This window comes from Halomonas sp. IOP_6, assembly GCF_021151565.1.
In the GTDB taxonomy this organism is placed as follows: domain Bacteria; phylum Pseudomonadota; class Gammaproteobacteria; order Pseudomonadales; family Halomonadaceae; genus Vreelandella; species Vreelandella alkaliphila.
The window spans coordinates 26,009-51,247 of the sequence record NZ_JAIRBO010000015.1 but is presented as its reverse complement, the minus strand read 5'-3'; the positions used below and the strand labels follow the sequence as shown (position 1 = coordinate 51,247).

At 51.0% G+C, this 25,239-nt stretch carries 26 protein-coding genes; 17 read left to right on the top strand and 9 right to left on the bottom strand.

Annotated elements, in window-relative coordinates; translation table 11 throughout:
- Positions 1-135: 135 nt before the first annotated feature.
- The 4 genes from K7H08_RS17925 to K7H08_RS17910 all read right to left on the bottom strand — a co-directional run bounded on the left by K7H08_RS17925 (position 136) and on the right by K7H08_RS17910 (position 3,272).
- Positions 136-609, bottom strand: a complete 474-nt coding sequence (locus K7H08_RS17925) for a GAF domain-containing protein (RefSeq protein ID WP_095604129.1) — start codon at positions 607-609, stop codon at positions 136-138.
- 79 nt (positions 610-688) lie between these two features.
- Positions 689-1,480 (bottom strand): MetQ/NlpA family ABC transporter substrate-binding protein, encoded by a 792-nt coding sequence (locus K7H08_RS17920; RefSeq protein WP_038483758.1) that lies wholly within the window; start codon positions 1,478-1,480, stop codon positions 689-691.
- 114 nt (positions 1,481-1,594) lie between these two features.
- Positions 1,595-2,248 carry a methionine ABC transporter permease gene (locus K7H08_RS17915; protein WP_089038188.1) on the bottom strand — a complete coding sequence of 218 codons (654 nt, stop codon included), beginning with the start codon at positions 2,246-2,248 and terminating at the stop codon, positions 1,595-1,597.
- On the bottom strand, positions 2,229-3,272 hold the full coding sequence (locus tag K7H08_RS17910) for a methionine ABC transporter ATP-binding protein (protein ID WP_038483762.1): 1,044 nt from the start codon (positions 3,270-3,272) through the stop codon (positions 2,229-2,231). Before K7H08_RS17910 ends, K7H08_RS17915 begins: the two co-directional genes overlap by 20 nt.
- 460 nt (positions 3,273-3,732) lie before the next feature.
- Between K7H08_RS17910 and K7H08_RS17905 the strand changes: the two genes are divergently transcribed.
- The 10 genes from K7H08_RS17905 to moaE all read left to right on the top strand — a co-directional run bounded on the left by K7H08_RS17905 (position 3,733) and on the right by moaE (position 11,584).
- The gene (locus K7H08_RS17905; protein ID WP_120387033.1) at positions 3,733-4,359 is read left to right on the top strand and encodes a riboflavin synthase subunit alpha; all 627 of its coding nucleotides are present in this window, start codon (positions 3,733-3,735) and stop codon (positions 4,357-4,359) included.
- 199 nt (positions 4,360-4,558) lie between these two features.
- A complete protein-coding gene (locus K7H08_RS17900; protein ID WP_038483766.1) occupies positions 4,559-5,857 on the top strand; it encodes an NCS2 family permease in 1,299 nt (432 codons plus the stop codon).
- Positions 5,858-5,891: 34 nt separating this feature from the next.
- Complete coding sequence (locus K7H08_RS17895; protein ID WP_038483768.1) at positions 5,892-6,437, top strand: adenine phosphoribosyltransferase; 546 nt, start codon at positions 5,892-5,894, stop codon at positions 6,435-6,437.
- An 8-nt stretch (positions 6,438-6,445) separates the two neighbouring features.
- A complete protein-coding gene (gpt, locus tag K7H08_RS17890) occupies positions 6,446-6,925 on the top strand; it encodes a xanthine phosphoribosyltransferase (protein WP_009723428.1) in 480 nt (159 codons plus the stop codon).
- Position 6,926: 1 nt separating this feature from the next.
- Entirely contained in the window at positions 6,927-7,610 is a 684-nt protein-coding gene (ung, locus tag K7H08_RS17885) for a uracil-DNA glycosylase (protein ID WP_231658650.1), read from the top strand.
- A gap of 97 nt (positions 7,611-7,707) precedes the next feature.
- A complete protein-coding gene (gene upp / locus K7H08_RS17880; protein ID WP_038483772.1) occupies positions 7,708-8,337 on the top strand; it encodes a uracil phosphoribosyltransferase in 630 nt (209 codons plus the stop codon).
- Positions 8,338-8,425: 88 nt separating this feature from the next.
- The gene (locus tag K7H08_RS17875; protein WP_120387030.1) at positions 8,426-9,655 is read left to right on the top strand and encodes a uracil-xanthine permease family protein; all 1,230 of its coding nucleotides are present in this window, start codon (positions 8,426-8,428) and stop codon (positions 9,653-9,655) included.
- A gap of 41 nt (positions 9,656-9,696) precedes the next feature.
- Complete coding sequence (mobB, locus tag K7H08_RS17870; protein ID WP_231658649.1) at positions 9,697-10,248, top strand: molybdopterin-guanine dinucleotide biosynthesis protein B; 552 nt, start codon at positions 9,697-9,699, stop codon at positions 10,246-10,248.
- Positions 10,249-10,308: 60 nt separating this feature from the next.
- Positions 10,309-11,103: a cyclic pyranopterin monophosphate synthase MoaC gene (gene moaC, locus K7H08_RS17865; RefSeq protein WP_038483778.1), complete on the top strand. Its 795-nt coding sequence runs from the start codon at positions 10,309-10,311 to the stop codon at positions 11,101-11,103.
- 4 nt (positions 11,104-11,107) lie between these two features.
- A complete protein-coding gene (gene moaE, locus K7H08_RS17860) occupies positions 11,108-11,584 on the top strand; it encodes a molybdopterin synthase catalytic subunit MoaE (RefSeq protein ID WP_231658648.1) in 477 nt (158 codons plus the stop codon).
- 36 nt (positions 11,585-11,620) lie between these two features.
- Here moaE and K7H08_RS17855 read toward each other — a convergent pair whose 3' ends face one another.
- Positions 11,621-13,219, bottom strand: coding sequence for a ribonuclease J (locus tag K7H08_RS17855; protein WP_231658652.1), 1,599 nt, complete (start codon positions 13,217-13,219; stop codon positions 11,621-11,623).
- A 276-nt stretch (positions 13,220-13,495) separates the two neighbouring features.
- On the opposite strand from K7H08_RS17855, the gene purU reads away from it, so the two are divergent.
- Both purU and K7H08_RS17845 read left to right on the top strand, forming a co-directional pair.
- On the top strand, positions 13,496-14,350 hold the full coding sequence (purU, locus tag K7H08_RS17850; protein ID WP_095604125.1) for a formyltetrahydrofolate deformylase: 855 nt from the start codon (positions 13,496-13,498) through the stop codon (positions 14,348-14,350).
- An 85-nt stretch (positions 14,351-14,435) separates the two neighbouring features.
- Positions 14,436-15,107, top strand: coding sequence for an energy-coupling factor ABC transporter permease (locus K7H08_RS17845; protein WP_095604124.1), 672 nt, complete (start codon positions 14,436-14,438; stop codon positions 15,105-15,107).
- A 60-nt stretch (positions 15,108-15,167) separates the two neighbouring features.
- Here the strand turns inward: K7H08_RS17845 and lexA are convergent, their stop codons facing one another.
- A complete protein-coding gene (gene lexA, locus K7H08_RS17840; protein WP_038483790.1) occupies positions 15,168-15,845 on the bottom strand; it encodes a transcriptional repressor LexA in 678 nt (225 codons plus the stop codon).
- A gap of 327 nt (positions 15,846-16,172) precedes the next feature.
- Between lexA and K7H08_RS17835 the strand changes: the two genes are divergently transcribed.
- From K7H08_RS17835 to K7H08_RS17820, 4 genes are all read left to right on the top strand, one after another.
- Positions 16,173-16,850 carry a TetR/AcrR family transcriptional regulator gene (locus tag K7H08_RS17835; RefSeq protein ID WP_038483793.1) on the top strand — a complete coding sequence of 226 codons (678 nt, stop codon included), beginning with the start codon at positions 16,173-16,175 and terminating at the stop codon, positions 16,848-16,850.
- The gene (locus K7H08_RS17830; protein WP_231658647.1) at positions 16,828-17,349 is read left to right on the top strand and encodes a L,D-transpeptidase family protein; all 522 of its coding nucleotides are present in this window, start codon (positions 16,828-16,830) and stop codon (positions 17,347-17,349) included. The genes K7H08_RS17835 and K7H08_RS17830 overlap by 23 nt, the downstream gene beginning before the upstream one ends.
- A gap of 81 nt (positions 17,350-17,430) precedes the next feature.
- The gene (gene nagZ, locus K7H08_RS17825; protein WP_038483798.1) at positions 17,431-18,441 is read left to right on the top strand and encodes a beta-N-acetylhexosaminidase; all 1,011 of its coding nucleotides are present in this window, start codon (positions 17,431-17,433) and stop codon (positions 18,439-18,441) included.
- Between the two features lie 68 nt (positions 18,442-18,509).
- Positions 18,510-19,088, top strand: coding sequence for a hypoxanthine-guanine phosphoribosyltransferase (locus tag K7H08_RS17820; protein WP_009723414.1), 579 nt, complete (start codon positions 18,510-18,512; stop codon positions 19,086-19,088).
- A 9-nt stretch (positions 19,089-19,097) separates the two neighbouring features.
- On the opposite strand, the gene ppsR is transcribed toward K7H08_RS17820, so the two are convergent.
- The gene (gene ppsR / locus K7H08_RS17815; protein WP_038483801.1) at positions 19,098-19,931 is read right to left on the bottom strand and encodes a posphoenolpyruvate synthetase regulatory kinase/phosphorylase PpsR; all 834 of its coding nucleotides are present in this window, start codon (positions 19,929-19,931) and stop codon (positions 19,098-19,100) included.
- Between the two features lie 281 nt (positions 19,932-20,212).
- On the opposite strand from ppsR, the gene ppsA reads away from it, so the two are divergent.
- Positions 20,213-22,597: a phosphoenolpyruvate synthase gene (ppsA, locus tag K7H08_RS17810; RefSeq protein WP_231658646.1), complete on the top strand. Its 2,385-nt coding sequence runs from the start codon at positions 20,213-20,215 to the stop codon at positions 22,595-22,597.
- A gap of 113 nt (positions 22,598-22,710) precedes the next feature.
- Here ppsA and K7H08_RS17805 read toward each other — a convergent pair whose 3' ends face one another.
- Both K7H08_RS17805 and rraA read right to left on the bottom strand, forming a co-directional pair.
- Entirely contained in the window at positions 22,711-24,597 is a 1,887-nt protein-coding gene (locus K7H08_RS17805) for a glycerophosphodiester phosphodiesterase family protein (RefSeq protein ID WP_231658651.1), read from the bottom strand.
- 67 nt (positions 24,598-24,664) lie between these two features.
- Positions 24,665-25,159: a ribonuclease E activity regulator RraA gene (gene rraA, locus K7H08_RS17800; RefSeq protein WP_038483805.1), complete on the bottom strand. Its 495-nt coding sequence runs from the start codon at positions 25,157-25,159 to the stop codon at positions 24,665-24,667.
- Positions 25,160-25,239 lie beyond the last annotated feature (80 nt).

Here is a 25,239-nt window from a genome sequence, read left to right as displayed (position 1 = left end):
ACTGATCTCGGTACTGGATACGGTAAGAGGGCTTAACCGTTCTTCATGAACCGCCGTGGTACGGAACCGTATGCCCGGTGGTGTGAGAGGACAGGGGAGGCGACTCCCCTTCCTACTCGATGCCAACCGATAAAGCTAGTCGATAAAGAGAGGGAGGTCAGTCTGGCGAATAAACGTAGCCACCAGTGCCTCAATACCCGCCTGATCTTCTTGACTAAAGCGTGCGTGCTGGGGGCTGTCTAGGTCGAGCACTCCCCAGAGATAGCTGTCGATCACGATGGGAGCAACGAGCTCTGAGCGAGAGTCAGCATCGCAGGCGATGTGATCAGCAATAGAGTGAACGTCATCAACCCGTTGGGTAGCTTGTTGGCGGGCAGCAGCCCCGCAAACGCCTTTGCTGAAGGGGATTGGATGGCAGGCAGGTTTGCCCTGAAATGGGCCAAGGCTGAGTTGGTTGGGCTGGCGCTGCAAATAGAACCCCACCCAGTTGATGTCGCTCAGGGCATGTTGAATAAAGGCACAGGTTTGTGCGCTGTTGGTTAGCCAATCACGTGTGTCTAGCAGAGCTTCAAGCTGCCGATTAAGCAACGCATAATCAACACTATGCATACGAATTCCTTATAGGATTAAACACATCAGGCCAGCCCTAAGGCTGGCCTGATTATATCGATAGAGAAAACCGTACTGTTTATTCGATCCAGCCGGGTACAGCTGCGCCCTTAAACAATTCTTCTGCTTTTTCGATGACCTCGTCGCGCTGATAAGCGTCAACAAGTTGACGGATTTCTTCGCGATCTTCGTCTCCGCCCCGTACCGCAATCAAGTTGACGTAGGGAGATTCAGGACCTTCCTTGATTATCGCGTCACTCAGGCTCAAGCCAGCCGGTTGGGCGAACGTATTGTTAATGAACGCCATGTCGACGTCTGGTAGTACACGGGGTAGTTGTGCAGCTTCAATTTCGCGGAAACGGAAGTTGCGGGGATTTTCAGCGATGTCGATGGGGGTAGCTTCCAGGTTGCTCGGATCATTAAGTGTGATCAGGCCCTGGTTGTGCATCAGAATGAGTGCGCGCCCTTCATTAGATGGGTCGTTGGGCAGCGCGATTTGAGCGCCGTCGGGCAGTTCTTCAATGCTGTCGTATTTCTCAGAGTATGCGCCGATCGGGTAAACAAAAGTGTAGCCCGCAATGGCAAGATCATATCCACGGTCATTGACCATAGCCTGCAGGTACGGTTCGTGCTGATAAGCGTTCGCGTCTAAGCTGCCATCGGCGAGGGCAGCATTCGGCGTGACGTAGTCGGTGAACTCAATGATCTCGACGTTTAGGTCATACTCTTCTTTGGCAATTCGCGCTGCCACTTCCATGACTTCGGTTTCCGGACCTGCCACAGTGCCCATTTTGATGGTGCGTGTTTCTGCGTTGGCAACGTTAACTGCAAGGGCTAAGGCAGTCAGGCTGCCGATAAGTAGTTTTTGCATGGTGTCACTCCTGTGGCACAGTAAATGTTGGATGTGATTATGCGGCAATAAGAAATAAAATTCTAATGCGTTTTGGTTATATTCGACTATGCCGATAAAAGGTGCAGACTATCGTCACTTGCGATCACTTTTGCGCACCAAATAGTCGCCCAGGCTTTGGAAACCTTGAACCATCACCACCAGTATAACGACGGTAATTAACATAATGGTGGGGTTGAAGCGGTTATAGCCATAGCGAATGCCTAAATCGCCCAGGCCACCGCCACCTACGGCGCCCGCCATGGCAGAGTAACTGACCAGTGTCACTAACGTAATCGTCAGCCCCGTGATAATACCGCCCCTTGCCTCAGGGATCAGTACCTTGGTAATGATCTGCCAAGGCGTTGCGCCCATTGATTGAGCAGACTCAATAAGCCCCGGGGATATCTCGTTAAGCGCACCTTCGATTAGCCGAGCTACAAATGGAATAGCAGCAATAGTTAACGGCACTGAGGCGGCATTAATACCAATAGAGGTGCCGACCAGCATGCGGGTGAACGGGATAATCGCCACCATCAAAATGATGAACGGAATTGAGCGGCCAACATTGGTAACAATGCCTAGTACTTGATTGAGTGCTGGCATCGCTAATATCTGACGAGGGCGAGTCACGTAGAGCATGACGCCAAGTGGCAGGCCGAGCAGGGTGGCGATCACGCCTGAAATAGCCACCATGTAGAGCGTATCCAGCGTGGCTTGTAAAATAAGATCAAACATTGCGCTGGACATGACCAAGTACCTCTACCTGTAGTTGATGTGCTTCTAAATAAGCCATTGCTTCCTGAGTTTGAGCGGGGCTGCCGAGCAGCTCTGCAATCATCAGCCCTAGGGTGCGGTCTTGAATGGACTCGACCTTTGCCTGGAGGATGCTGACATCAACGCTGCACTCCCGCGCTAAGCGTGAAATAAGCGGCGTCGAAACAGCATCACCGGAAAACGTTAGCCGAACGACGGGATGAGTATGTTCGCTCGGTGTATCGCTTAAACGCTCGATCAGTTCTTTAGGTGGGCTTAGCTGCAAAAAGTCGTTCAGGAACTCCCTACCCAGCTGTGTGATAGGCGCAGTGAAGAAATCACCGACCTCGGCGTCTTCTACTAGCTCACCATCGGAGATGAGGCTTACTCGATGGCAAATAGACTTCACAACTTCCATTTCGTGAGTGATCAACAAAATGGTGATGCCGAGCTGCTGATTAATTTCTCTCAACAGCTCAAGAATCGAACTGGTGGTCTGGGGGTCTAGTGCGGAAGTGGCTTCATCGCACAGTAAGACGTTGGGTTTGCTGGCCAGGGCGCGGGCGATGGCGACACGCTGCTTTTGACCACCAGAAAGCTGGGCTGGGTATTGTTTGGCTTTATCAGACAAGCCCACCAGCTCCAGCAGCGGCAATACGCGATCCTTTATAGCACTGCGGCTTTCGCCCATTAACTCAAGGGGAAGTGCCACATTATCAAATACAGTACGCGTTGTTAGCAGATTGAAATGCTGGAAAATCATTCCAATGCGGTGTCGGGCACGGTTTAATTCGCCGCGACTAAGGCGGGTCATTTCCTGGCCATCGACTGATACGCTGCCAGTGCTTGGGCGTTCAAGTAGGTTGACACAGCGAATAAGGGTCGACTTGCCTGCGCCCGAAAGACCAATAACGCCGTGAATGGTGCCTTTGGGAATCGTTAAATTGACATCTTTTAGGGCATGAACGGCACTATTGCCAGTGCCATAGGTTTTACTAACGTTGCTAATTTCAATCATAGCGTCTGCCTTAACGGTAGGCCGAAGACGGAGTGCGAGGGAGCAAGCGTAGGGCGGGAAATAAAAAAAGGCCACCCTTGCGGGTGGCCATCAACGCTGGACACACCCTTTTAGCTGCACTTCACCAAGCCATTGGCTTGGTGGACGCCCGCAATCTGGGTACAAATCGGCGTCATTACATTTGCGGCGAAAGTCTAAAGAGTGGTGGGTGTCTTGTCAATTAGCGCCGTTCTATTTCATGTTTTAATGCGATAATTCAGGTTTATTTTCTGAGTCAATGATTTTTGTTAGTGATTGATTCTGATGAGTGCTAATGCGGCGCTTGTTATCAGAAAAAAAGCCGTTTCAACGTTTGTAGCAAGGCTTCTGGCTGCACACGGGTTGGGTATTAGTAGTAAGCTTGCACAGAATTTTAGGACCTGTTTTGACTTTAATGCGTTGAGAAAGAGGGCGTAGCAATATGTTTACTGGCATTGTGCAAGGCGTGGCTGAGGTCGTCGCTGTTAAAGAGCTGGAAGAGTTTCGCACCCACGTAGTCGCATTGCCGGAGGCGTTGCGTGAAGGGCTCACTATTGGTGCGTCGGTAGCCCATAATGGTGTTTGCCTGACGGTAACCGCGATAGAAGGTGAGAATGTCAGTTTTGATCTGATGCGTGAAACGTTGCGTTTGACAAATCTTGGTGCAATTGCACCAGGTCAGTGCGTCAACATAGAGCGCGCGGCGCGTTTTGGTGATGAAATTGGTGGGCACTCCATGTCAGGCCACATTATTTGTATGGCCAATGTGGTGGCAATCGAAGAGGCACCCAACAATCGTCGGCTTTGGTTTTCACTGCCTGAGAGAGTCGCTAAGTTTGTATTCGAGAAAGGGTACATTGGTGTTGATGGTATCAGCTTGACGGTAGGTGACGTACGTCCCGCCAGCGATAGTGCGGGGGTGGAGTTTAGCGTCAATCTGATACCAGAGACGCTGGCGCGTACAGTTTTAAAAGACCGGTTGCTAGGCGACAGGGTCAATATCGAGATTGATCCGCAAACCCAGGTGATTGTTGAAACAGTTGAAAGGGTGTTAGCGAGTCGTCTTTAGTCGTGTTTTTTGTCTTACCGTTGACCGATCGGTTAGCTCATGGACTGAAGTTTGCTATTCATAATAGATAGGTGGGGGAGTTCCCATCAACGCTAGCGGCACACGGGGCACTCGCAACGCGTAGAGCCTTTAGGTAGTATGTGCGGCTTTTCTCGCATCAAGGGACGCATTCAGCGTAAGCGCGAAGGATAAAAACGACATGAAACTTCTGGACAACTACTTCAAGCTCACCGAGCAGAAGACCAACGTAAAGACCGAGGTGATCGCTGGATTCACCACGTTTCTTACGATGGCTTATATCATTTTCGTCAACCCGAGCATTCTCTCGGAAGCGGGGATGGATTACGGCGCGGTGTTTGTGGCTACCTGTATCGCCGCTGCCATTGGCTGTTTTGTCATGGGGCTTTGGGCAAACTATCCGATCGCGCAAGCACCAGGTATGGGGCTGAATGCCTTTTTTACCTACGGGGTGGTGCTGGGAATGGGCTATACCTGGGAGGCGGCATTGGGGGCTGTCTTCTTCTCCGGCCTGACGTTCTTCCTGCTAAGTATTTTTAAAATCCGCGAGTGGATCATTAATTCTATTCCACTCTCATTGCGTTTGGGGATTGCCGCGGGTATTGGCTTATTCCTTGCGATGATCGCACTCAAAAATGCCGGTATTGTGGTCGCTAATCCAGCCACCTATGTGGCACTGGGTGATCTATCCCAGCCACCCGCACTTTACGCCTTACTGGGCTTTTTCGTTATTACGGCGCTTTCTTATCTGCGTGTGACCGGTGCGGTAATGATCGGTATTTTGGGTATCACGATCCTTGCGATGCTGTTCGGCCATAACCAGTATGGCGGTATTATGTCGATGCCGCCTTCGATTGCACCTACCTTTATGGCAATGGATCTAATGGGCGCACTGGATGTGGCCATGCTAAGCGTCATTTTTGCCTTCTTGTTTGTGGATCTGTTTGATACGTCAGGCACGTTGGTAGGGGTGGCCCACCGCGGCAAACTGCTGGATGAAAATGGCAAGCTGCCGCGCATTGGTCGCGCTATGATGGCCGACAGTACCGCGTCTATGGCGGGTGCTGCATTGGGTACTTCGACAACGACTAGCTATATTGAATCAACTGCGGGTATCGCTTCCGGTGGTCGTACGGGGTTAACGGCGGTTGTGGTTGGTGTGCTGTTTTTAATTAGCCTTTTCTTTGCGCCGTTAGCAGGTTCTATTCCGGCCTATGCGACAGCAGGGGCGCTGCTTTACGTGGCCGTTTTGATGGCGGGTAGCTTAGCCCACGCAAACTGGGAAGACCCAACCGACGCTGCGCCGGTACTGATCGCTGCCCTGGCTATGCCGCTGACGTTCTCAATTGCTGAGGGAATTGCGCTTGGCTTTATTAGCTATGTTGCGATTAAAGCGCTTTCGGGACGGTTCAGCGATTTGAACCCCGCCGTCATAACGCTGGCGCTACTGTTTGCAGCAAAATTTCTTTTCCTGGGTTAATTACCCGCTTTATCTTTAATCAATGAGAGACGCGATGAGCATCTACGGCGACTACATTAAGTCCGTTATTCGCACGGTTCCTGACTGGCCAGAGCAGGGCGTAAATTTTCGTGATATCACACCGCTACTGCAAAATAGTGCTGCCTTTCGTAAGCTGATTGATAGCTTTGTGCATCGCTACCAGGAAATGAACTTAGATGCCATCGCGGCGATTGATGCCCGAGGCTTCATCATTGGTGCGCCCTTGGCCTATGAGTTGGGCTGCAGCTTTGTGCCCGTTCGCAAGAAGGGCAAACTGCCTTTCAAGACGATCAGTGAGACTTACACGCTTGAGTACGGCCACTCTGAAGTTGAGCTTCATGCCGATGCTTTTCAGAAAAATGACCGTATCCTGCTGATGGATGATTTGATTGCCACTGGCGGTACTATGCTTGCAGCAGCGAATCTAATTCAACGCTCTGGTGGGCACGTGGTGGAAACCGCAACTATTATTGAACTGCCTGAGCTGGGCGGTTCCCAGAAAATTCGCGACGCTGGCTATAGCGTATTCGCGGTATGTTCATTCACCGAAGACGAGTAACGCCTCTTATGAGCAGCGAACGCTATCATCAGCACTTCACCATTTCCTGGGATCAACTGCACCGCGATGTGCGTCAACTTTGTCATCAGTTAATTGAACGAGATTTCAAAGGTATCGTCGCGATTACCCGTGGTGGATTAATACCTGCGGCGCTTATCGCCCGTGAACTCAATATTCGCTTGATCGATACCGTTTGTATCAAAAGCTATGATCATATGGATCAAGGCGGTTTAGACATTATGAAGGGCGTTGACCATGATGGTGATGGTTGGCTGTTGGTTGATGATCTGGTAGACACCGGTAAAACTGCCCGTGCTGTTCGTGAAATGCTGCCTAAGGCGCATTTCGTGACAATGTATGCCAAACCAGAAGGGCGCCCTCTGGTTGACCAATACCTTACCGAAGTGGCTCAGCAGTGTTGGATCCAGTTCCCTTGGGATATGGGCATTGCTTATGTTGAGCCGCTGGCGGATCAACTGAAGAAGTAATATGGCTAACCCGCTACCCGACGATTGGAATCAATGGCTTGGGCAAGAATTTCAGGCTGACTATATGTCAGCCCTGAAAGCATTTTTGGCCCAAGAAAAATCAGCCAAAAAAGTTATCTACCCGCACTCATCGCATTGGTTTCGCGCTTTTGAGTTGACACCTTTAGCCTCTGTGAAAGTCGTTATTCTAGGGCAAGACCCCTATCACGGCCCAAATCAAGCTCATGGGTTGTGCTTTTCGGTGCAGCCGGGTATCCAAGTGCCCCCCTCTTTGGTCAATATTTATAAAGAATTAGCTGCTGATGTGGGGTTTACGCCCGTGCGACACGGCTTTTTGGAGTCTTGGGCAAACCAGGGTGTGCTGCTGCTGAACACCGCATTAACGGTTGAGCAGGGTAATGCCGCTTCTCATCGTGGCAAGGGGTGGGAACACTTCACCGACTGCGCGATTGAAACCGTCAGTCGGTACGCTGAACCGTGCGTTTTCTTGTTGTGGGGTAGTCATGCGCGCCAGAAGAAAGTCCTGATTGATCAGTCGCGCCACTTGGTGTTGGAATCCCCGCATCCTTCGCCACTCTCGGCGCATCGAGGCTTTTTTGGCAATCATCACTTTTCCCGTGCCAATCAGTTTTTAGCAGAGCATGGGCGTTCACCGATTGAGTGGCAATTGCCGGAAACCCCTTAACCTACTGGTCAGTTGCGGGTAGAATGGCGCGCAATTTTGTAAGCTTGTCGATGCGACTTAGGTCGCCATCCTGAATCCCATGCAGCGAGGAAGTCCCATGAGTGTCTACGCCATTAATCATCCGCTTGTTCAACATAAGCTGGGACTGCTGCGCGAAGCTGATTTAAGCACCAAGAGCTTCCGAGAGCTGGCTGGTGAAGTGGCTAAGCTGCTGACCTATGAAGCAACAAAGGGGCTAGAGCTCGAAGATCATGAGATTCAAGGCTGGAACAACGAGCCTATTGCGACGCGTCGCTTGAAGGGAAAAAAAGTAACGGTTGTGCCAATTCTGCGAGCTGGTTTAGGTATGCTGGAGGGCGTAACTGATCTAATTCCTAGCGCACGCGTCAGCGTAGTGGGTCTTTATCGTGATGAAGAGACTCTTCAGCCAGTGCCTTATTTCGCCAAGTTCGCCAATGATATTGAAGAGCGCATGGCACTTGTCATCGACCCGATGCTTGCGACCGGTGGCTCAATGGTGGCGACGTTAGATATGTTGCGTGAGCGTGGTTGTGAGCATATGAAAGTCATCGTGCTGGTAGCTGCCCCTGAGGGTATTAAGCGTGTTCAGGATGCGTACCCAGATGTTGAGATTTACACCGCATCCGTTGATGACCGGCTAGATGAGCATGGCTACATCGTGCCTGGTTTGGGAGATGCAGGCGATAAGATCTTCGGAACGCGCTAAGCACTCCGACTAACAATGCCCCTTACGCTTCGCGTTGGGGGCATTTTTTTGGCTAACCACCGACAACGAAAACATTGGAAACGTTTAGATGAGACATTCAGCAAGTCATGAGTCTTGGCCCAAAATGCTGCTGACAGGTGCGCAAATGCTATTCGTAGCCTTTGGTGCACTGGTATTGGTTCCACTGCTGACTGGTCTAGATCCCAGTGTCGCACTATTTACCGCGGGTATTGGTACGCTGGTGTTTCACGGAATTACCAAGCAGACGGTGCCGGTATTCTTGGCGTCATCATTTGCGTTCATTGCTCCCATTCAAGGCTCGATAGCAAGCTTTGGCGTGTCAGCCACGCTGGGTGGCTTAATGGCAGCAGGGGTGGTGTACGTTGCCATTTCTCAAGTAGTACGTGTTAAAGGCACTGCTTGGCTGCACAGGCTGTTACCGCCTGTTGTTGTCGGGCCAGTCATTATGGTGATTGGTTTAGCATTGGCGCCAGTCGCTGTCAGTATGGCAACAGGAGAGACAAGCGATAACATTGGCTATGGTCAAGCGATCTTTCTTTCCATGGCCAGTTTGCTGGTAACGCTGATATTAGCTGTCTTCGGGCGTGGAATTCTTCGCTTGGTGCCGATAATGGGTGGTATTGCAGTAGGGTATGGCTTAGCGCTTGTTATGGGCGTTGTCGATTTCACTGTGGTGCGTGATGCTGCTTGGCTATCATTGCCAAACTTTACCGCGCCGAGTTTTCACTGGGCGGCTATTTTGTTCATGATTCCTGTCGCGATTGCTCCTGCGGTGGAACATATCGGCGATATGGTGGCGATAGGCTCAGTGACACGCAAAAACTATTTAGAGAAGCCAGGTCTTCACCGCACCTTGTTAGGCGATGGGCTGGCGACAATGGCGGCTGCGCTGTTTGGTGGTCCTCCCAACACAACCTACTCAGAAGTAACGGGGGCAGTGACGCTGACTAAGGCATTCAACCCCATGTACATGATCATCGCCGCAGTGATTGCGATTGTACTGGCCTTTGTAGGCAAGCTGGGCGCGTTACTGCAAACTATTCCAGGCCCTGTAATGGGCGGTATTATGACGCTGCTGTTTGGTTCGATCGCAGTGGTTGGTATGAATACCCTGGTGCGTGCAGGCCAGTCATTAACTGCGGCGCGTAATCTCGTGGTGGTTTCGTTAATTTTAGTATTTGGGATAGGTGGAATGCAGTTTGGAGGTGGTCAGTTCACCCTCCAGGGCGTGAGTTTAGCTGCGTTAGTTGGCATTGCGCTAAACTGGCTGTTACCCGCTGAGAAAGAGGGCGAATAGCCACTCAATCATACCCACCGGTTGGTCATTGGGAGTTGTTAATGGAAGAGGCAATTGATAGTCCATTTCCTGTACTCGGCATTGCCGCGTGGAGTGGTACTGGTAAGACGACTCTGTTAGCGCAGCTTTTGCCTCGCCTGCGCGAAAAGGGGCTTAGGGTGGGGGTGATAAAGCATGCTCACCATAGCTTTGATGTCGATCAGCCAGGAAAAGATAGCTATAAACTTCGTCAGGCTGGCGCTGCGCCTATGTTGATTGCATCCCGAGAGCGTTTTGCCATGATGCAAGAGACACCTGGCCAAGCAGAACCGGACCTTGGCTACCTCTTGTCACTGATGATTACCCAGGCGCCAGATTTGGTCATTGTCGAAGGCTTTAAGGCGTGGCCAATTCCTAAGCTAGTCCTGTACCGTGCAGGAATTGGCGATGTTTCCATTGTCAGTGGTGACTGGGTACAGGCGGTAGCGTCAAGTGGTTCGCTGCCTCCATCAATTCGCCCAACAGCTAAGCGGCTGGACCTGAATAATATTGAAGCGATCACTGAGTGGGTAATCGAGTGGATGAATGCTCAACCCAATGCTGTGGCTAACTAAATTAGCAGCTCCCAAATCAGTATTTTTATAACACCGTGGCTTGATTAAATAGGTAACGATATGCAGCTAACTCACCTCAATAAACACGGCGAAGCCAACATGGTCGATGTCGGAGATAAGCGAGAGACTCGCCGCGAGGCGGTAGCGTCTGGGCGTATCGTTATGCAGCCTAAAACGTTGCAGCTGTTGAGTGATGGCGAGTTGCCCAAAGGCGATGTGCTGGCGACTGCGCGCATTGCGGGTATTCAGGCAGCAAAGCGCACGCATGAGTTGATCCCGTTGTGCCATTCATTAGCGCTTTCAAAAGTCTCTGTAGATTTCGATATTGATCACGCTAACGGCTGTGTTGAAGTCTCCGCGCTTTGCCGCCTTAACGGACAGACCGGGGTGGAAATGGAAGCCCTGACAGCCGTGTCAGTAGCTTGTCTGACGCTTTACGATATGTGTAAAGCGGTGGATAAAGAGATGCGCATTGACGCCATTCAATTGGAAAGTAAGCGGGGCGGTGTTCGTGGCGATTATCAACGAGGTGTGCCAGAACCAATTGTGACTGGCGGTGGCGTTGCGGGAGAGGTTCGCTTAGGCGAGCGATGTGCATCCCCTTGCGTGCGGGTTAAGTTTCTTGCTGAGTTGCGTGAGCGGGTGGAAGAGAGTGACCTTGCCATTGGGCTTGATCAACTGCCAAGTCGAGATGTGGCGGGTTTGAAAGCGGCGTTAAGCACTATGGATGCACGCTTTAATGTGTTGTCAGAGCAGCGCACGTTGTGTGCTATCAATCAAGTGATGGCCAACGATAGTGCGCGCCTTACCGATGAGGATGAAGTGGCCTTCTTTCCTCCAGTGACGGGTGGGTAATCAGATGGCTGATATTACAGAGACTGAATTGGATATTGCTGTCAGGGTTCAAGAAGAAGCGTTTAAAATGGATGATGGCTATGAAAGTGCGCTGCGCAAGCGCACCGATATCGGCGCTATTGTCACCTTCACGGGATTTGTGCGTGACTTTAATGAATCCCCTGATGTTATTGGGCTGACTCTTGAGCACTACCCAGGGATGACCGAGCGCACATTAACGCAGATTGGTGAGCAGGCCTATCGGCGTTGGGATTTACAGGCCGTGCGGATTATTCACCGCATTGGTGATTTGACGCCGGGAGACCCTATTGTGCGGGTGCTGGTGGCCAGTGCTCATCGCCGCGATGCTTTCCAAGCCTGCGACTTTATTATGGATTTTTTAAAAAACCAGGCGCCGTTTTGGAAGAAAGAGCACTCCCGTCAGGGGGCTTACTGGGTAAAAGAGCGGCATACTGATCAGCAAGCTGCAGAACGCTGGTAGACGATATTGCCAATAGCATTAATATCGCCAATGGCTTTAACTATCGCTAATGGCTTCTGAAGAGGGCATTTCGGTTGCCATTATTTGTAAATGTACGTCTGGCATGTGCTGTAGGTGATTGGCTAGCCAATGAATGAGCCTCGGTTGCAGTGCTTGACGCAAATCGGCCAATGTCTCTGCTGCTATTTCTAATAACTGATCATCTAGCCATTCGCTGAAACTATCTTCATCGAGTGGGCTGGTACCGCTGGCATCCAGCATCAAACGACCAATGCGGCACCAGCCAGTGTCGGTAGCCGTAACGGGAAGCGCTAAGAACAAACTGCCGCGCCGCGATGAATGAGAGCCGGTATCGAGCCCTGGATGAGGCACGACGCTGTTCTGATTAACGATGCAGGGCGGCTGGGGATAGCGTGCTTCGCAGCGTAAGCCTAGATTGTCGAACATCAACATGTCGCCATTTACCGGTGCGAGCGGGGCGTTAATACCGAGACTGGTGGCAATCTCTTGATGGGTAGCCTGATGGCGCGCCTCCCCATGCACCGGCAGCAATGTTTTCGGCCGAACCCATTGATACAGTTTTCTCAGCTCATCTTCGGCAGGATGCCCAGTAGCGTGTAATTCTGGGTGGTTCATCTCATCGAAAATTGACACCCCAAGCTGCACTAGGCGTTTTTTCAGTTGTTCAATAGGGCGCTCGTTGCCTGGTATGGCTTTGGCAGAAAAAATGATGCTATCGCCTGGCTCAAGATCCACAAACGGGTGCCTCCGCTGCGCTAAGCGTTGTAGTGCTGCACGTGGTTCGCCTTGGCTGCCCGTCGCAATAATCACCACCTCTTCTGGCGGCAGGTAGCCTAAGTCATGGGGCGGTACTAGCGGCGGAAAGTCGTCTAGATACCCTAGGCCCTTCGCGACACTCACCATGCGTTCCATTGAACGGCCCATCAGACTGACGCGTCGGCCGCACTGTTGGGCAGCAATCCCAATCGCTAATACGCGGGCGAGGTTGCTGGCAAAACAAGATACCACCACGCGGCCTTTGCACTGCTTCAAGGTGTGAGCGAGTGCTTTTGCAACATCGCCTTCACTGCCTGAATGGCCGGGCATCGGGGCGTTAGTGGAGTCGCCTACGACGAGGTCGATAGGCGCGAGCGCACGAAATTGAGCAGCGTTAATGGGCGAACCAATTAACGGGTTAGGGTCTAGTTTCCAGTCCCCGGTGTGTAGCACGCGATAGTCGCCTGCCTGCATTAGGATTGAGCAGCTTTCAGGAATCGAATGGGTAACTTGAAGGTAACGCAGCGTGAAGGGGCCGAGCTCCATTGCATCACCCGGTTCCACAACGTTTATAGCGGCGCTACTAAGCTGATGTTCTGCAAACTTATGGCGCAGCAATCCCGCCGCTAACGGCGTTGCAAAAATAGGGCAATTCCACTTAGGCCAGAGCCACGCCACGGCGCCAATATGATCTTCATGGCCATGGGTAATGTAGAGTGCCTTTGGGGTAATGTTGAGTGCTGCTAATGTATCTGTATTGGGCACCTGCAGTGGAGAATTAGGTAGATCTTGGCGAATCATCATGCCGCAGTCGACGGCGATCCACTCATCATCGTATCCATACAGCGTAAGGTTCATTCCAATTTCACCACACCCACCTAGCGGCAGTAGGCGCAGGGGAGGGCGACGGCGGGGACGAAGTTGAACGCGTGGTGGGTGCATCAGTAATGAAAAGCCTAAAAAGTAAGGCCTTAACTATACGGGAAGGCAGGGGCGGGTAACAATCATCGTGGCATTTGGCTGCGGTGCTTCCTTGATAAGCATAAGGTACACTATTTCGCCTATATACCGCTTACCTACCGCTGGTAGGTGCTTGTCGAACGTGCCGTTAAAATATGTCAAGAGTGTTTATTTATGTCTCATTATTACCGTTTGGTGGTTTCTTGCCCTGATCAAGTGGGCATTGTGGCGCGTGTCTCAAGCTTTATTGCTCAACAAGGTGGTTCTATCACTGAAGCAAGCCAGCATTCTGATCTTGAGACTGGCCGATTCTTCATGCGATACGAAATTTTGGCAGATTCGTTGGGTATGTCGGCGGAGGCGTTACGTAGTGCGTTTGAGCCGGTGGCTAAAGCCTTCAATATGCAGTGGTCGCTCGTCGATACTCAAAAGCGTAGGCGTGTGGTGTTGATGGTGTCGCGGGAGTCTCACTGCCTGGTTGATCTGCTTTATCGTTGGCAGGCTGGGGAGCTTGATTGCGATATTGTCGGGGTTATTTCAAACCATGAGGATATGCGATCACTCACTGAGTGGTATGGCATTCCTTACCATCATGTGCCCGTAGATCCTGATAACAAGCAGGTTGCTTTCGAGCAGGTGCAAACTCAGATTGATAGCGCAAGGGCTGACTGCGTTGTGCTGGCACGTTACATGCAGATTTTGCCACCTTCGCTCTGCTCACGTTACGCGGGACGGGTGATTAACATCCACCATAGCTTCTTACCCTCTTTTGCCGGTGCTAAGCCCTATCATCAAGCTTACCAGCGTGGCGTTAAGCTAATCGGTGCTACCTGTCACTATGTCACTGAAGAACTGGATGCTGGGCCGATTATTGAACAAGATATTCATCGGGTAAGTCATTGCCACACGCCAACGGATCTCGTGCGTTTTGGGCGCGATGTCGAAAAAGCGGTATTGGCGCGTGGTTTACGATGGCATTTAGAAGACCGAGTATTAATCCATGGCAATAAGACCGTGGTGTTCAGCTAAGCATGTTGTTTAGATACGCAGAGTTTTTAGTCAATTCAATTTTACAGCTGGCTTGTCGTTAGCTGACGGGTAGATAGGGGCATCCATGTCTTTCGCGCAAAGTGTTTTAGCTCCCTGGGCATTGTTGCTGACGTGGTTGGTATCGTTGAGCGTACTTGCATGGATGATATGGCTGCGCCCTTGGCGAGTACTGATAGGCGATGTGGCTCTTCAGCATCGGTGGTTAGCCGCGACGCTCGCTGTAGTGTTGATGTGGCAACTGCGTGCTCAGGCAGTCGATTGGCTAACCCTGCACTTAGTATTCACTGTCTTAATGACGTTGGTATTCAAAATGCCTCTCGCATTAATCAGCAATGTGCTGATTAATGTTGCGATGTCAGCTATTGGCCGCAACGAATGGGTGTTACTAGGCGCTAATGTATTGGTAACCGGCATTGTACCTGCGGTCATTACCGGTTTGGTATGGCGATGGGTAGATCGGCGCCTGCCGGATAACTTGATGATCTTTCTATTCGTATGCGGCTTTTTTGGCGCAGCGCTGGCAACACTGGCAGGAGGGTTGTCGGCGGTCTTGCTAATCATGGTGGCGGGTACCGACTCTGAAGCTGTGTACTTAGCCCAAGAGTATGCGCGCTTCTTACCCCTGTTAATGCCCTCCGAGGCTTTCATCACAGGGATGTTGCTCAGTATTTTATTGGTGTATCACCCGAGTTGGGTAGCTACGTTTAATGATCGTCGCTATATAGACTCTCAGTAACATTGCGATAGCCGGTGAGTATCTCTATCGAGTGCCTCACCGGCATTTACACTTACTCGCTTATCCCAGTGCTTGGCCGTTACCGCCACGTATGACACCAACTCCCACCCCTTCGATATCCAACTGCTGCGTGCGTAGGTCAATTTCTATGGGCGCAAAGTCGTTGTTTTCAGCAATCAGCGTCACCGTATGGCCCTGTCGTTTAAAGCGTTTTACAGTTACTTCATCTTCTAGCCTTGCCACCACAATCTGGCCATCACGAACCCGGTCGGTGCGATGCACGGCAAGAAGGTCGCCTTCCAGTATGCCAACATCCTTCATTGACAAGCCTCGCACCCGAAGAAGGTAATCCGCTTTGGGGGTAAAGTATTCAGCGGGGAGTGGGCAATAACGATCAATGTGTTCCGCTGCTAGAATCGGGCTTCCTGCGGCCACTTCGCCAATGACAGGTAAGCCATTGGGTAGTGGTTCTACGTTGGCGGCAGGCGCTGTTGCCGAGACATCACTGACATCCTGCGGTTCCTGATTAGGCAGTCGAATCCCCCGCGAGGTATTGCGAATGATGCGGATGGCACCTTTACGCTCAAGCGCTCGTAAATGCTCTTCAGCAGCGTTAGGGGAGCGAAAGCCTAGCGCTTTGGCAATTTCTGCGCGGGTTGGCGGATAGCCAAATTCAGACATCGTTTTAACAATAAAATCAAAAACATGCTGTTGACGAGCAGTAAGTGGACGCGACATAACAAACTCCAAAAAATTAAACAAGACAGTGGCTACATGTCGGCTTAAACAGTATGTGGTTAAGTATACAGTATGTTGCTCTGTCCAGTACATGCTAGAGCGTTTCGCTATGGCATGGGAGTCGTTATGCGAATGGTGTCAGGAGTGGAGATAAGAACGGTAAGTCTGAGGGGCTCTGTCGACGGAGCGTCTGATGGCAGGCGTTTGAATAGGGGCCTAGGGTGTATTTGAGCGTTGGGTAAAAAGCTAAAGATAAGTGATTGAGCCAAATAGCGTTATGGCATAGTATTTAACGATGTTTTAAACACTCGTTTTCTGGAGGGCGCTATGGCGCAATCTGATACGGTAACACGTATCCTCGATACCGCTGAGGTGCTGTTTGCCGAGCGTGGTTTTGCCGAAACATCGCTACGCAATATCACCAGTAAAGCGCGGGTCAATTTGGCGGCTGTCAATTACCACTTTGGTTCTAAAAAAGCGCTTATCCAAGCGGTGTTTGCGCGCTATTTAGACCCCTTCTCGCAACGTTTTCATACGGCGCTTGATGAGCTGGAAGCGCAGTACAACGGTGATGTGATTCCGCTTGAAGTGCTGTTGGAAACAATGGCAAGCACGGTGCTGGCAGTGCCTGCTGAGCGCAATAGCCTGAAGGTGTTTATGCGTCTGCTAGGGTTGGCGTATAGCCAGGCACAAGGGCATTTACGCCGTTATATCCAACAGCAGTACGGAGACGTATTTACCCGCTTTACTGAACTCGTGCGCCAGGCAACGCCAGATTTACCTGATGCTGAGCGTTTTTGGCGACTGCATTTCATGTTGGGCACCGTGATTTTTACGCTGTCGGGTCTAGATGCGCTGCGAGACATTGCTGCGAAAGACTATAATGAGCAAGTAACCGTCAGGGATTTGGTAAGACGTTTACGCCCTGTCGTGGTTGCTGCCATGAATGCTCCGCTACCGCCTGCTGCTGATGAAGGACATTATGCGAACGCCCACGCTAGCTGAACTACCCCCGCAGAATGGTGGTTGGATAGACATCAATATCAAACAGCAGCAGCTATGCTGGTGGCAAGGGCGTACGCTGCAGTACACGTGCTCTGTATCCACCGGTGAGAAAGGTGTAGGACAGCAGGAAGGTAGTGGTCAAACCCCCCTGGGATGGCATTATATCCGCGCATCGATAGGGGGCGGTTTAGCTGATAATGCTGTTTTTCGGGGGCGACGGTGGACTGGGGAGGTGTTTACGTCGGCGCTTGCGGCGGAATTCCCTCATCGTGATTGGATATTAACGCGCATTTTGTGGCTCTGTGGTTTAGAGAGAGGAGTGAATCGCGGCGGGGATGTCGACACTCAGCGTCGCTTTATCTACCTTCATGGCACGCCACCTGATCAACCGATGGGTGTGGCTGCTTCACATGGGTGTATTCGGTTGCGCAATGACGATCTGCTTTATCTTTTTGAGCATGCGCCGCCGGGCACACCTGTTTGGCTTCATAATGGCTAAGCGTAGGCAGCTTATTATTGATTTTTTGACACGAGAGATTGATCAACTAAAATTGACGGCCCTTTTGTTGGATCCATCACAATGACTCAATCTTTAGGCCCGGTCATGCTTGACCTTGAAGGGCCGCGATTAACCAAAGCTGAAAAACATCTTTTGATGGACCCTGCTGTGGGCGGTGTCATTTTATTCGCTAGAAATGTCGAGAATGCTTACCAGGTTAGAAAGCTTTGCAGTGATATTCGTCGTGTTCGCGGCGAGCTGTTACTTGGTATTGATCAAGAAGGCGGTCGCGTTCAGCGAATTAAAGAAGGCGTTACTCGCATGCCAGCCATGGCACGCATTGGTGATCAATTCGCTGAGGATTCGGCATCCGGTCTTGCACTAGCAAAAGATGCGGGTTGGTTGCTGGGGATGGAAATGGCTGCTTGCGGTCTGGATATCAGCTTTGCGCCTGTTTTAGATGTCGAAAGTGGCATCTCTAGCGTTATCGGTGATCGTAGCTTCAGCACCGACCCTGCACACGTCGCTGCGCTGGGTCAGTGTTTTATCAACGGTTTGCATGAAGCGGGTATGGCGGCGGTAGGTAAGCATTTTCCTGGCCATGGTGGCGTTGCCGCTGACTCCCATGTGGCGTTACCTGTGGATGACCGTCCGCTGGCGCTTATTAAACAGCGCGATCTTGTTCCGTTTAGCCAGCTTGCTACTCAGCTTGATGGTGTTATGCCTGCCCATGTTATTTATAGTGCGTTTGACTCACGTCCTGCTGGCTTCTCACCTAGCTGGTTGGGAATGTTAAGAGAGTCCCTGGGGTTTAAAGGTTGTATCTTTTCAGATGATTTAAGCATGGCGGGTGCTCATGAAGCGGGTGACCCGAAGGAGCGCGCCAGTGCTGCCCTTGCCGCAGGATGCGACATGCTATTGGTCTGTAATGACCGCTCTGCAGCGTTAGACGTTGTTGAAGCATGCCAAGGATTACACAGCAAACGACCAATCAAGCTACGCTATGGGCGAGCCCGTCCAGATGTGGATGCGCTAACGGCGCTTGGCCGCTGGCGTCGTACCCATGCCAAATTAGAAGCGTTGGCGAACTAACCCCATCTTTTCTTAAATTATTTCGTTTTTAAGTCACTGACTAGTTAACCTCTTCTTGGAGTAACCCGATGTCCAAACTGGATAAAGAGGCGCTTGAGTCGCTTGACTCAATGCGTGAGCTGATGGATAACGCTGACTGCTTAATTTCTCAAGAACAAGTTGAGCGCGCACTGGATCGAATGGCCGAGGCAATTAGCAAAGATCTAGGGGATAAGTTGCCGGTTTTTTACTGTGTTATGAATGGCGGCTTGATCACTACAGGGCACCTGCTAACTCGATTAGGTTTCCCTCTTGAGGTTGATTATCTGCACGCGACCCGCTATCGCAATGAGTTGCGTGGTGGCGAACTTTTTTGGCGTGTTTCTCCAGAAATTCCCATGGCAGGGCGCCACGTAGTCATCGTCGATGACATTCTTGATGAAGGCTCTACGTTAGCCGCTATTCTTGCCTACTGCGAGGAAGCCCAAGCGGCGAGCGTTACAACGGCCGTGCTGGTGGATAAGCAGCATGACCGTAAAGCGGTGCCTGGCTTAAAAGCCGATTACTGTAGCCTAGAGGTTGCAGATCGTTACGTGTTCGGCTTTGGCATGGATTATAAAGGCTACTGGCGTAATGCCCCTGGAATATTTGCTCCCAAGGGCATGTGATGTTCTGGCCTAGCGGGGCGAGAAGCGCCTGGCTAGGCCTGTCTCCGCAATCATTCGGGTTGATATCTCTTCTACTGAAAAGCGTGTCGTATCGATAAACGGGATGTGCATCGAGCGATATAGCGACTCAGCCTGTTCAACTTCTTGCAAACACTGATCCATTGAACTGTAGCGGCTGTTTGGACGGCGCTCGTTGCGTATTGCTGCTAGCCTGCGAGCATCAATTGTCAGACCAAACAGCTTGTGTCTATGAGGAGCCAGTGCCTTGGGTAGTTTTAAACTGCCATCTTCATCCAGGTCATCTTCAGTTAATGGGTAGTTAGCTGCTCGAATACCAAATTGAAGCGCTAGATAAAGAGAGGTGGGTGTTTTTCCGCAACGTGAAACGCCAACCAGAATAATGTCGGCTTTATCGTATTGGTGCGTTCGTGCGCCATCATCATTATCTAGTGCAAAATGGACGGAATGGATGCGATCCATGTAGACATCATCGCTACCAATCGAGTGCGTTCTGCCGACGCTGTAAGAGGAGTGTGTTTCTAGCTCTTGCTCTAGGGGTTCTAAAAAGGTAGAGAAGATATCCACCTTGAAACCTGAGGCCTGTCGAATGACGTTACGGATATCCTGATCCACAATGGTATCAATGATAATCGGCCGATGGCCGTCACGGACGGCGGTAGAGTCGATTATTTCCGCTAAAGCTTGAGCCTTTTCCAGCGTATCAATGTAGGGCTTTGTAAGCATATTAATTTCAACATCACTAAATTGAGCTAACAGGCTACGCCCAAGGCTTTCTGCCGTAATGCCAGTACCATCAGAAATAAAAAAGGCTGTTCGCTTCATCGCTAAATCCGTCAATAAATAAAGTTGCTATTGTGGGGTGAGGCGTGGGTTAGCACAATCGTTGCCAAGCCATTCACATTGCAGTTCGTTTTAACGCATATTTAATAAAAATTACCTCATTAAGACTACATAAAAAGCCCTTTATTGCACTTTGTTGTAAAAATCCTCCACTCCGTTCGCTATTAGACCAATGGCGAATGCGGTGGGGCGATGCTAGTGTGACATGGTCAATTAGAGTCGGCCTGTCAGGTCGCAAAGCAGTCTAAAAGCGAGGGGGTTGCGTGGAAGAGTACATTCTATGGTTCGATCAGCTAGGTATGGCAGACGTCGAACGTGTGGGTGGTAAAAACGCTTCGCTTGGCGAAATGATCTCGAATTTATCAGGTGTGGGCGTGACAGTGCCGGGTGGATTTGCCACGACGGCCCATGCCTATCGTGAGTTTCTCTCTCACGAAGGGCTAAATGACCGCATCAACGCCACCCTTGCTCGCCTTGATGTCGATGATGTTAAGGCGTTGGCAGAGGCTGGCAAGACTATCCGCCAGTGGATTATTGATACGCCACTTCCCCCTGCATTTGAACATGCTTTACGCGGTGCCTATGAGCAGCTTCAGGCTAAGCATCCCAGCTTGAAAGTTGCCGTACGCAGCTCGGCCACGGCAGAAGATCTGCCTGATGCGTCTTTTGCTGGTCAGCAGGAAACGTTCCTCAATATTGAAGGTTTTGACAATATTAAACAGGCGGTGCACGAAGTGTTTGCATCGCTATTCAACGACCGCGCGATCTCTTACCGCGTTCACCGCGGCTACGCCCATGAGAATGTGGCGCTGTCTGCGGGTGTGCAGAAGATGGTGCGTTCAGAGACAGGTGCTTCCGGGGTTATGTTTACGCTGGATACCGAGTCTGGTTACCGCGACGCAGTGTTTGTCACTGCTTCCTGGGGGCTTGGTGAAACCGTCGTCCAGGGGGCTGTCAATCCTGATGAATTTTATGTGCACAAGCCCACGCTTGAGGCTGGCCGTCCCGCGGTGCTTCGCCGGACGCTAGGCTCTAAATTGATCAAAATGATCTATGGGCAAGATGCCAGTGCTGGTAAATCAGTTGAAACTGTTGATGTGCCGCTTAACGATCGTGGTCGGTTCTGTATTAACGATGAGCAGATCATGGATCTTGCACGGCAAGCCATGATCATTGAAAAACATTACCAGCGCCCGATGGATATCGAGTGGGCACTGGATGGTGATGATGGTCAGCTTTACATCGTTCAAGCACGTCCTGAAACCGTTGTTTCACAACAGGAAGGAGGAAAGTTAGAACGCTTCCACCTGCGTGAAAAAGGACGCACGCTGATTACAGGGCGGGCGATTGGTCAGCGGATTGGGCGTGGCACGGTAAAAACAGTACTTAGCCCAGAAGAAATGGACAAGGTTCAAGAGGGTGACATCCTGGTAACCGACATGACCGACCCGGATTGGGAACCGATCATGAAGCGTGCATCAGCGATTGTTACTAATCGTGGTGGACGAACTTGTCACGCGGCCATCATTGCGCGGGAATTGGGCATACCTGCGGTGGTCGGTTGCGGGGATGCAACCACTCAGCTTAAAGAAGGCATTGATGTCACGGTGTCCTGTGCCGAAGGTGACACTGGCCACGTATATGAAGGGCTTCTGGCATTTGACTGCAAGGTCTCAAGTGTCGACGCGATGCCGGAGATCCCCTTCAAAATTATGATGAATGTGGGTAACCCAGACCGTGCATTTGGCTTTGCTGGCTTACCCCACGCTGGGGTTGGCCTTGCTAGGCTGGAGTTCATCATTAACCGTATGATCGGTGTTCACCCCAAAGCGCTGTTGGATTACGACACGCTGCCTGCTGATCTTCAGCAGGTCATCGATTTGCGCACTGCCGGTTACGATGATCCTGTCAGTTTCTATGTTGATAAGCTGGTCGAAGGCATCTCAACCCTGGCCGCTGCTTTCCATCCTCAGCGAGTGATCGTAAGGCTCTCCGATTTTAAATCAAATGAGTACGAAAACCTCATTGGTGGCAAGCTTTATGAGCCCGGTGAAGAGAACCCAATGCTTGGTTTCAGAGGGGCCTCGCGTTATATCTCGGATGCCTTTAGGCCCTGTTTTGAGCTTGAGTGCCGAGCGCTGAAGCGGGTTCGTGAAGAAATGGGCTTTGATAACGTTGAAATCATGGTGCCCTTTGTCCGCACAACCGATGAAGCGCGCGAGGTCGTAGAGTTGTTAGCGGCTAATGGCTTACCGCGGGGCGGTGAGTCTAATCCTGATGGCTTAAAAGTTATCATGATGTGTGAGTTACCGGCTAACGCACTACTGGCTGATGAGTTCCTCGAGTACTTTGATGGTTTCTCGATTGGTTCCAATGATTTGACCCAACTGACGCTAGGTCTGGATCGTGACTCGGGTATCGTTGCGCATCTGTTTGATGAACGAAATCCAGCGGTGAAAAAGCTATTAGCAATGGCCATCAAAGCCTGCAAAGCGCAAGGCAAGTATGTTGGCATTTGTGGTCAAGGCCCTTCTGATCATCCGGATCTGGCCAAGTGGTTAATGGAGCAGGGAATTGATTCTGTCTCCTTAAACCCAGACGCGGTGCTTGAAACCTGGTTTATGCTGGCGGGTGAAACCATCGAATAATACTGTCAGCTTGCAGGACTGGCTCGCAACACCAGTGAGTGACATAGTGGGGTGAGTTGCTCATCTTCGCCCGGCCATTGGCCGGGCGACTGGGAATCATAAAGAGATTTTTGCTATTGGCGTAGCCAGTTGCGCAGTTTTACCAGCATTAGACCGCCGTCGCTCAGCGCACGGCGGTCTTCTATTAGCTCGCTCAAACGGTCTGGATAGTCAGTGATTATCGCATCAACCCCAAGATCAATCAGTGCCGACATGCGCGCTCGGTCATTGACTGTCCAGGCGTGTATTTCGTAGTTATAAAGCGCCGCCAATCGAATTTCTTGTGGTGTGATACGGTTATGACGCAGGCCTAAAGCATCGAATTGGCGTCGATCCAGCGTGCCAGCCAAGATCAGTTGGGCGAGTAAGGTAATGCGTAATTCGGGGGCTTGCTGTTTTAAATAAGTCACCATACTGGGTGACATGGTCGCCATGCGCATATCTAGGAATACATTTGGAAACCCGCAGTTCGCGTTCGCATTGAGCGCGTTATCCTGGGTTGCCCAGCAGCGATAACGAATGTCACTTTCTGTCTCAAGGGTTGCTAATACGGCGCGAGCAAGCCTCTCTTCGTCGCCAGGCGAGGGCTTCATGTCAATCATTAAGCCTGCGCGTCCTCGCACTAGCGCCAAAGCATCATCCAAACCAGCAATCCTTTCGTCTTGAAAGGCATCGCCAAACCAGCTGCCGACATCAACTTTGCTCAACTCTGCTCTAGTGAGTGAATCAAATTCTCGCCGATCGCCTGTTAGCCGGGCCAAGCTGCGATCATGGTAAAGAAGCACCTGGTTGTCAGCACTCAGGCGAACATCCAGTTCTACAGCATCGGCACCGTCTTCAAGCGCTTGTCTTATCGCGGATAAGGTATTCTCCGGCGCTACCATCGAGCTTCCTCGGTGGGCGATGACTGCTACGTTATCGCGTATTTCAAAGCTGTTGAGTATCCACCATGCTTGTAGCCCCGCCAGTAGCAGTACGCTTAGTTCAATCGCCCACGCAAGGCGACCAGGATGGGCGTGTTCCGACCGAGGCGAAGGGCGTGTCTCTCGAAAAGCCAGTTGCAGGTATAAGCACGCTGATAGGAGGGCATTGGTGGCAATACCTAAAAATGTAATGGTTAACGTAACCAGTACGTAGCTGGTTAAATAAGCCAACATCGCTGGAATCAGCACGGCATTATGTTCGGGTAGTCCCCATAACAGGGGCGTCACGACACTATCAAATAGCCATGTAGAGATAATCGGCAGACTGATAATGACGATCAGCAGTGTCAAGACCGCCACACCAATCGAACGATGCCAGCCGCGAGTTAAGCGCACGCTACGCTTAAGTGCTTGGAAAGGGGGACAGTTGTCCAACGCTACTAACGGTAGCGCTAGTAACCAACGCAGGTAGAGCCACGCAGCAAACCCAAGCCAGATAACCAGTAACGGCAGTGCGCAAGCAATAAAATACCACAGCGAGGCTGGGCGGGTTTGTTGTAAATAGTAGGGATCTATACCGCTTAACCACACATCATAAAGCCACGCTAAGCCCATCATAAAAGGGGCTAAAAGCAACAAGTGGGCTCCTACCTGAAGAATGACCAGACCCGCGAGTGCTGGCAAACGGCGTGTGCTTAACCACAGTGCTTCAAAAGCGAGTCGGTAGTGGTTGTCTTTAGGTCTGACGGCCACCAGCAGCATGCCTGCTTGTTGCCAATAAATCAGTAAGAATGCAAAGCCAAGACCCACGAGCAACGCAACTAAGCCCAGTGGACTAAATAGCAGTGTAATCAGCGCATCATTGGTGACGACTGTTTGGTTGAGTTGCGCTAGTAAGGCCCGAGAGATCCACGCAATCAATGGCACTACAAGAGCAGAGGCTAATAGGGTGAAGAGCAGGTGATAAGCAATGAGAGGACGAAGATGGTCGCGCAGAGTGTGGAGTAGGGTGTAGCCCAATTGGTTAAGCGGCTGCATGGTCACAATTTTGTCAGAGTTGAATTACCAGGGTGGCACTAAGTACCACACCTGGCAAGCCCTTGCCTTAGGAAAGCTCAAGCGGTTTTTCGGCGATAATAATGCCGTTGTTATCTGCGTAAAGCCATTGTCCAGTGTGTAACGTGGCGCCTGCAAAGGTAATGGGTATATCGCGTTGCCCTTCGCCGCGCTTTTCGCTCTTGCGCGGATGGTTACCTAACGCTTGAACGCCAAGTGGTAGTGTGACAAGAATGTCGACGTCTCGTACACAGCCATACATCACCACACCAGCCCAGCCATTTTTAGCGGCTTGCTCGGCGAGCATATCACCAAGCATGGCACAGCGGTGTGACCCGCCAGCATCCACAACTAGCACTGCACCATCACCTGGTTCGGCAACAGCTTGCTTAACCATTGAGTTGTCTTCAAAACACTTAACGGTACGAATAGGGCCGTAAAAACTGTCGACGCCACCATAATTAGCAAACATCGGTTCAAGTACTATTACGTCAGGATTCGCATCACATAAATCTGGTGTGACAACAGGGGTTGCATATGTCATTACACGCTCCTATGAAGCATTATCTTCAAAATTAGCCCATGAAGACCCATTGATGAAAGTCAGGCGGCCATAAAAAAACG

Coding starts and splice junctions, on each gene's coding strand:
- K7H08_RS17925 (WP_095604129.1), bottom strand. CDS start 609: ATGCATAGTGTTGATTATGCGTTGCTTAATCGGCAGCTTGAAGCTCTG.
- K7H08_RS17920 (WP_038483758.1), bottom strand. CDS start 1,480: ATGCAAAAACTACTTATCGGCAGCCTGACTGCCTTAGCCCTTGCAGTT.
- K7H08_RS17915 (WP_089038188.1), bottom strand. CDS start 2,248: ATGTCCAGCGCAATGTTTGATCTTATTTTACAAGCCACGCTGGATACG.
- K7H08_RS17910 (WP_038483762.1), bottom strand. CDS start 3,272: ATGATTGAAATTAGCAACGTTAGTAAAACCTATGGCACTGGCAATAGT.
- K7H08_RS17905 (WP_120387033.1), top strand. CDS start 3,733: ATGTTTACTGGCATTGTGCAAGGCGTGGCTGAGGTCGTCGCTGTTAAA.
- K7H08_RS17900 (WP_038483766.1), top strand. CDS start 4,559: ATGAAACTTCTGGACAACTACTTCAAGCTCACCGAGCAGAAGACCAAC.
- K7H08_RS17895 (WP_038483768.1), top strand. CDS start 5,892: ATGAGCATCTACGGCGACTACATTAAGTCCGTTATTCGCACGGTTCCT.
- gpt (WP_009723428.1), top strand. CDS start 6,446: ATGAGCAGCGAACGCTATCATCAGCACTTCACCATTTCCTGGGATCAA.
- ung (WP_231658650.1), top strand. CDS start 6,927: ATGGCTAACCCGCTACCCGACGATTGGAATCAATGGCTTGGGCAAGAA.
- upp (WP_038483772.1), top strand. CDS start 7,708: ATGAGTGTCTACGCCATTAATCATCCGCTTGTTCAACATAAGCTGGGA.
- K7H08_RS17875 (WP_120387030.1), top strand. CDS start 8,426: ATGAGACATTCAGCAAGTCATGAGTCTTGGCCCAAAATGCTGCTGACA.
- mobB (WP_231658649.1), top strand. CDS start 9,697: ATGGAAGAGGCAATTGATAGTCCATTTCCTGTACTCGGCATTGCCGCG.
- moaC (WP_038483778.1), top strand. CDS start 10,309: ATGCAGCTAACTCACCTCAATAAACACGGCGAAGCCAACATGGTCGAT.
- moaE (WP_231658648.1), top strand. CDS start 11,108: ATGGCTGATATTACAGAGACTGAATTGGATATTGCTGTCAGGGTTCAA.
- K7H08_RS17855 (WP_231658652.1), bottom strand. CDS start 13,219: ATGAACCTTACGCTGTATGGATACGATGATGAGTGGATCGCCGTCGAC.
- purU (WP_095604125.1), top strand. CDS start 13,496: ATGTCTCATTATTACCGTTTGGTGGTTTCTTGCCCTGATCAAGTGGGC.
- K7H08_RS17845 (WP_095604124.1), top strand. CDS start 14,436: ATGTCTTTCGCGCAAAGTGTTTTAGCTCCCTGGGCATTGTTGCTGACG.
- lexA (WP_038483790.1), bottom strand. CDS start 15,845: ATGTCGCGTCCACTTACTGCTCGTCAACAGCATGTTTTTGATTTTATT.
- K7H08_RS17835 (WP_038483793.1), top strand. CDS start 16,173: ATGGCGCAATCTGATACGGTAACACGTATCCTCGATACCGCTGAGGTG.
- K7H08_RS17830 (WP_231658647.1), top strand. CDS start 16,828: ATGCGAACGCCCACGCTAGCTGAACTACCCCCGCAGAATGGTGGTTGG.
- nagZ (WP_038483798.1), top strand. CDS start 17,431: ATGACTCAATCTTTAGGCCCGGTCATGCTTGACCTTGAAGGGCCGCGA.
- K7H08_RS17820 (WP_009723414.1), top strand. CDS start 18,510: ATGTCCAAACTGGATAAAGAGGCGCTTGAGTCGCTTGACTCAATGCGT.
- ppsR (WP_038483801.1), bottom strand. CDS start 19,931: ATGAAGCGAACAGCCTTTTTTATTTCTGATGGTACTGGCATTACGGCA.
- K7H08_RS17805 (WP_231658651.1), bottom strand. CDS start 24,597: ATGCAGCCGCTTAACCAATTGGGCTACACCCTACTCCACACTCTGCGC.
- rraA (WP_038483805.1), bottom strand. CDS start 25,159: ATGACATATGCAACCCCTGTTGTCACACCAGATTTATGTGATGCGAAT.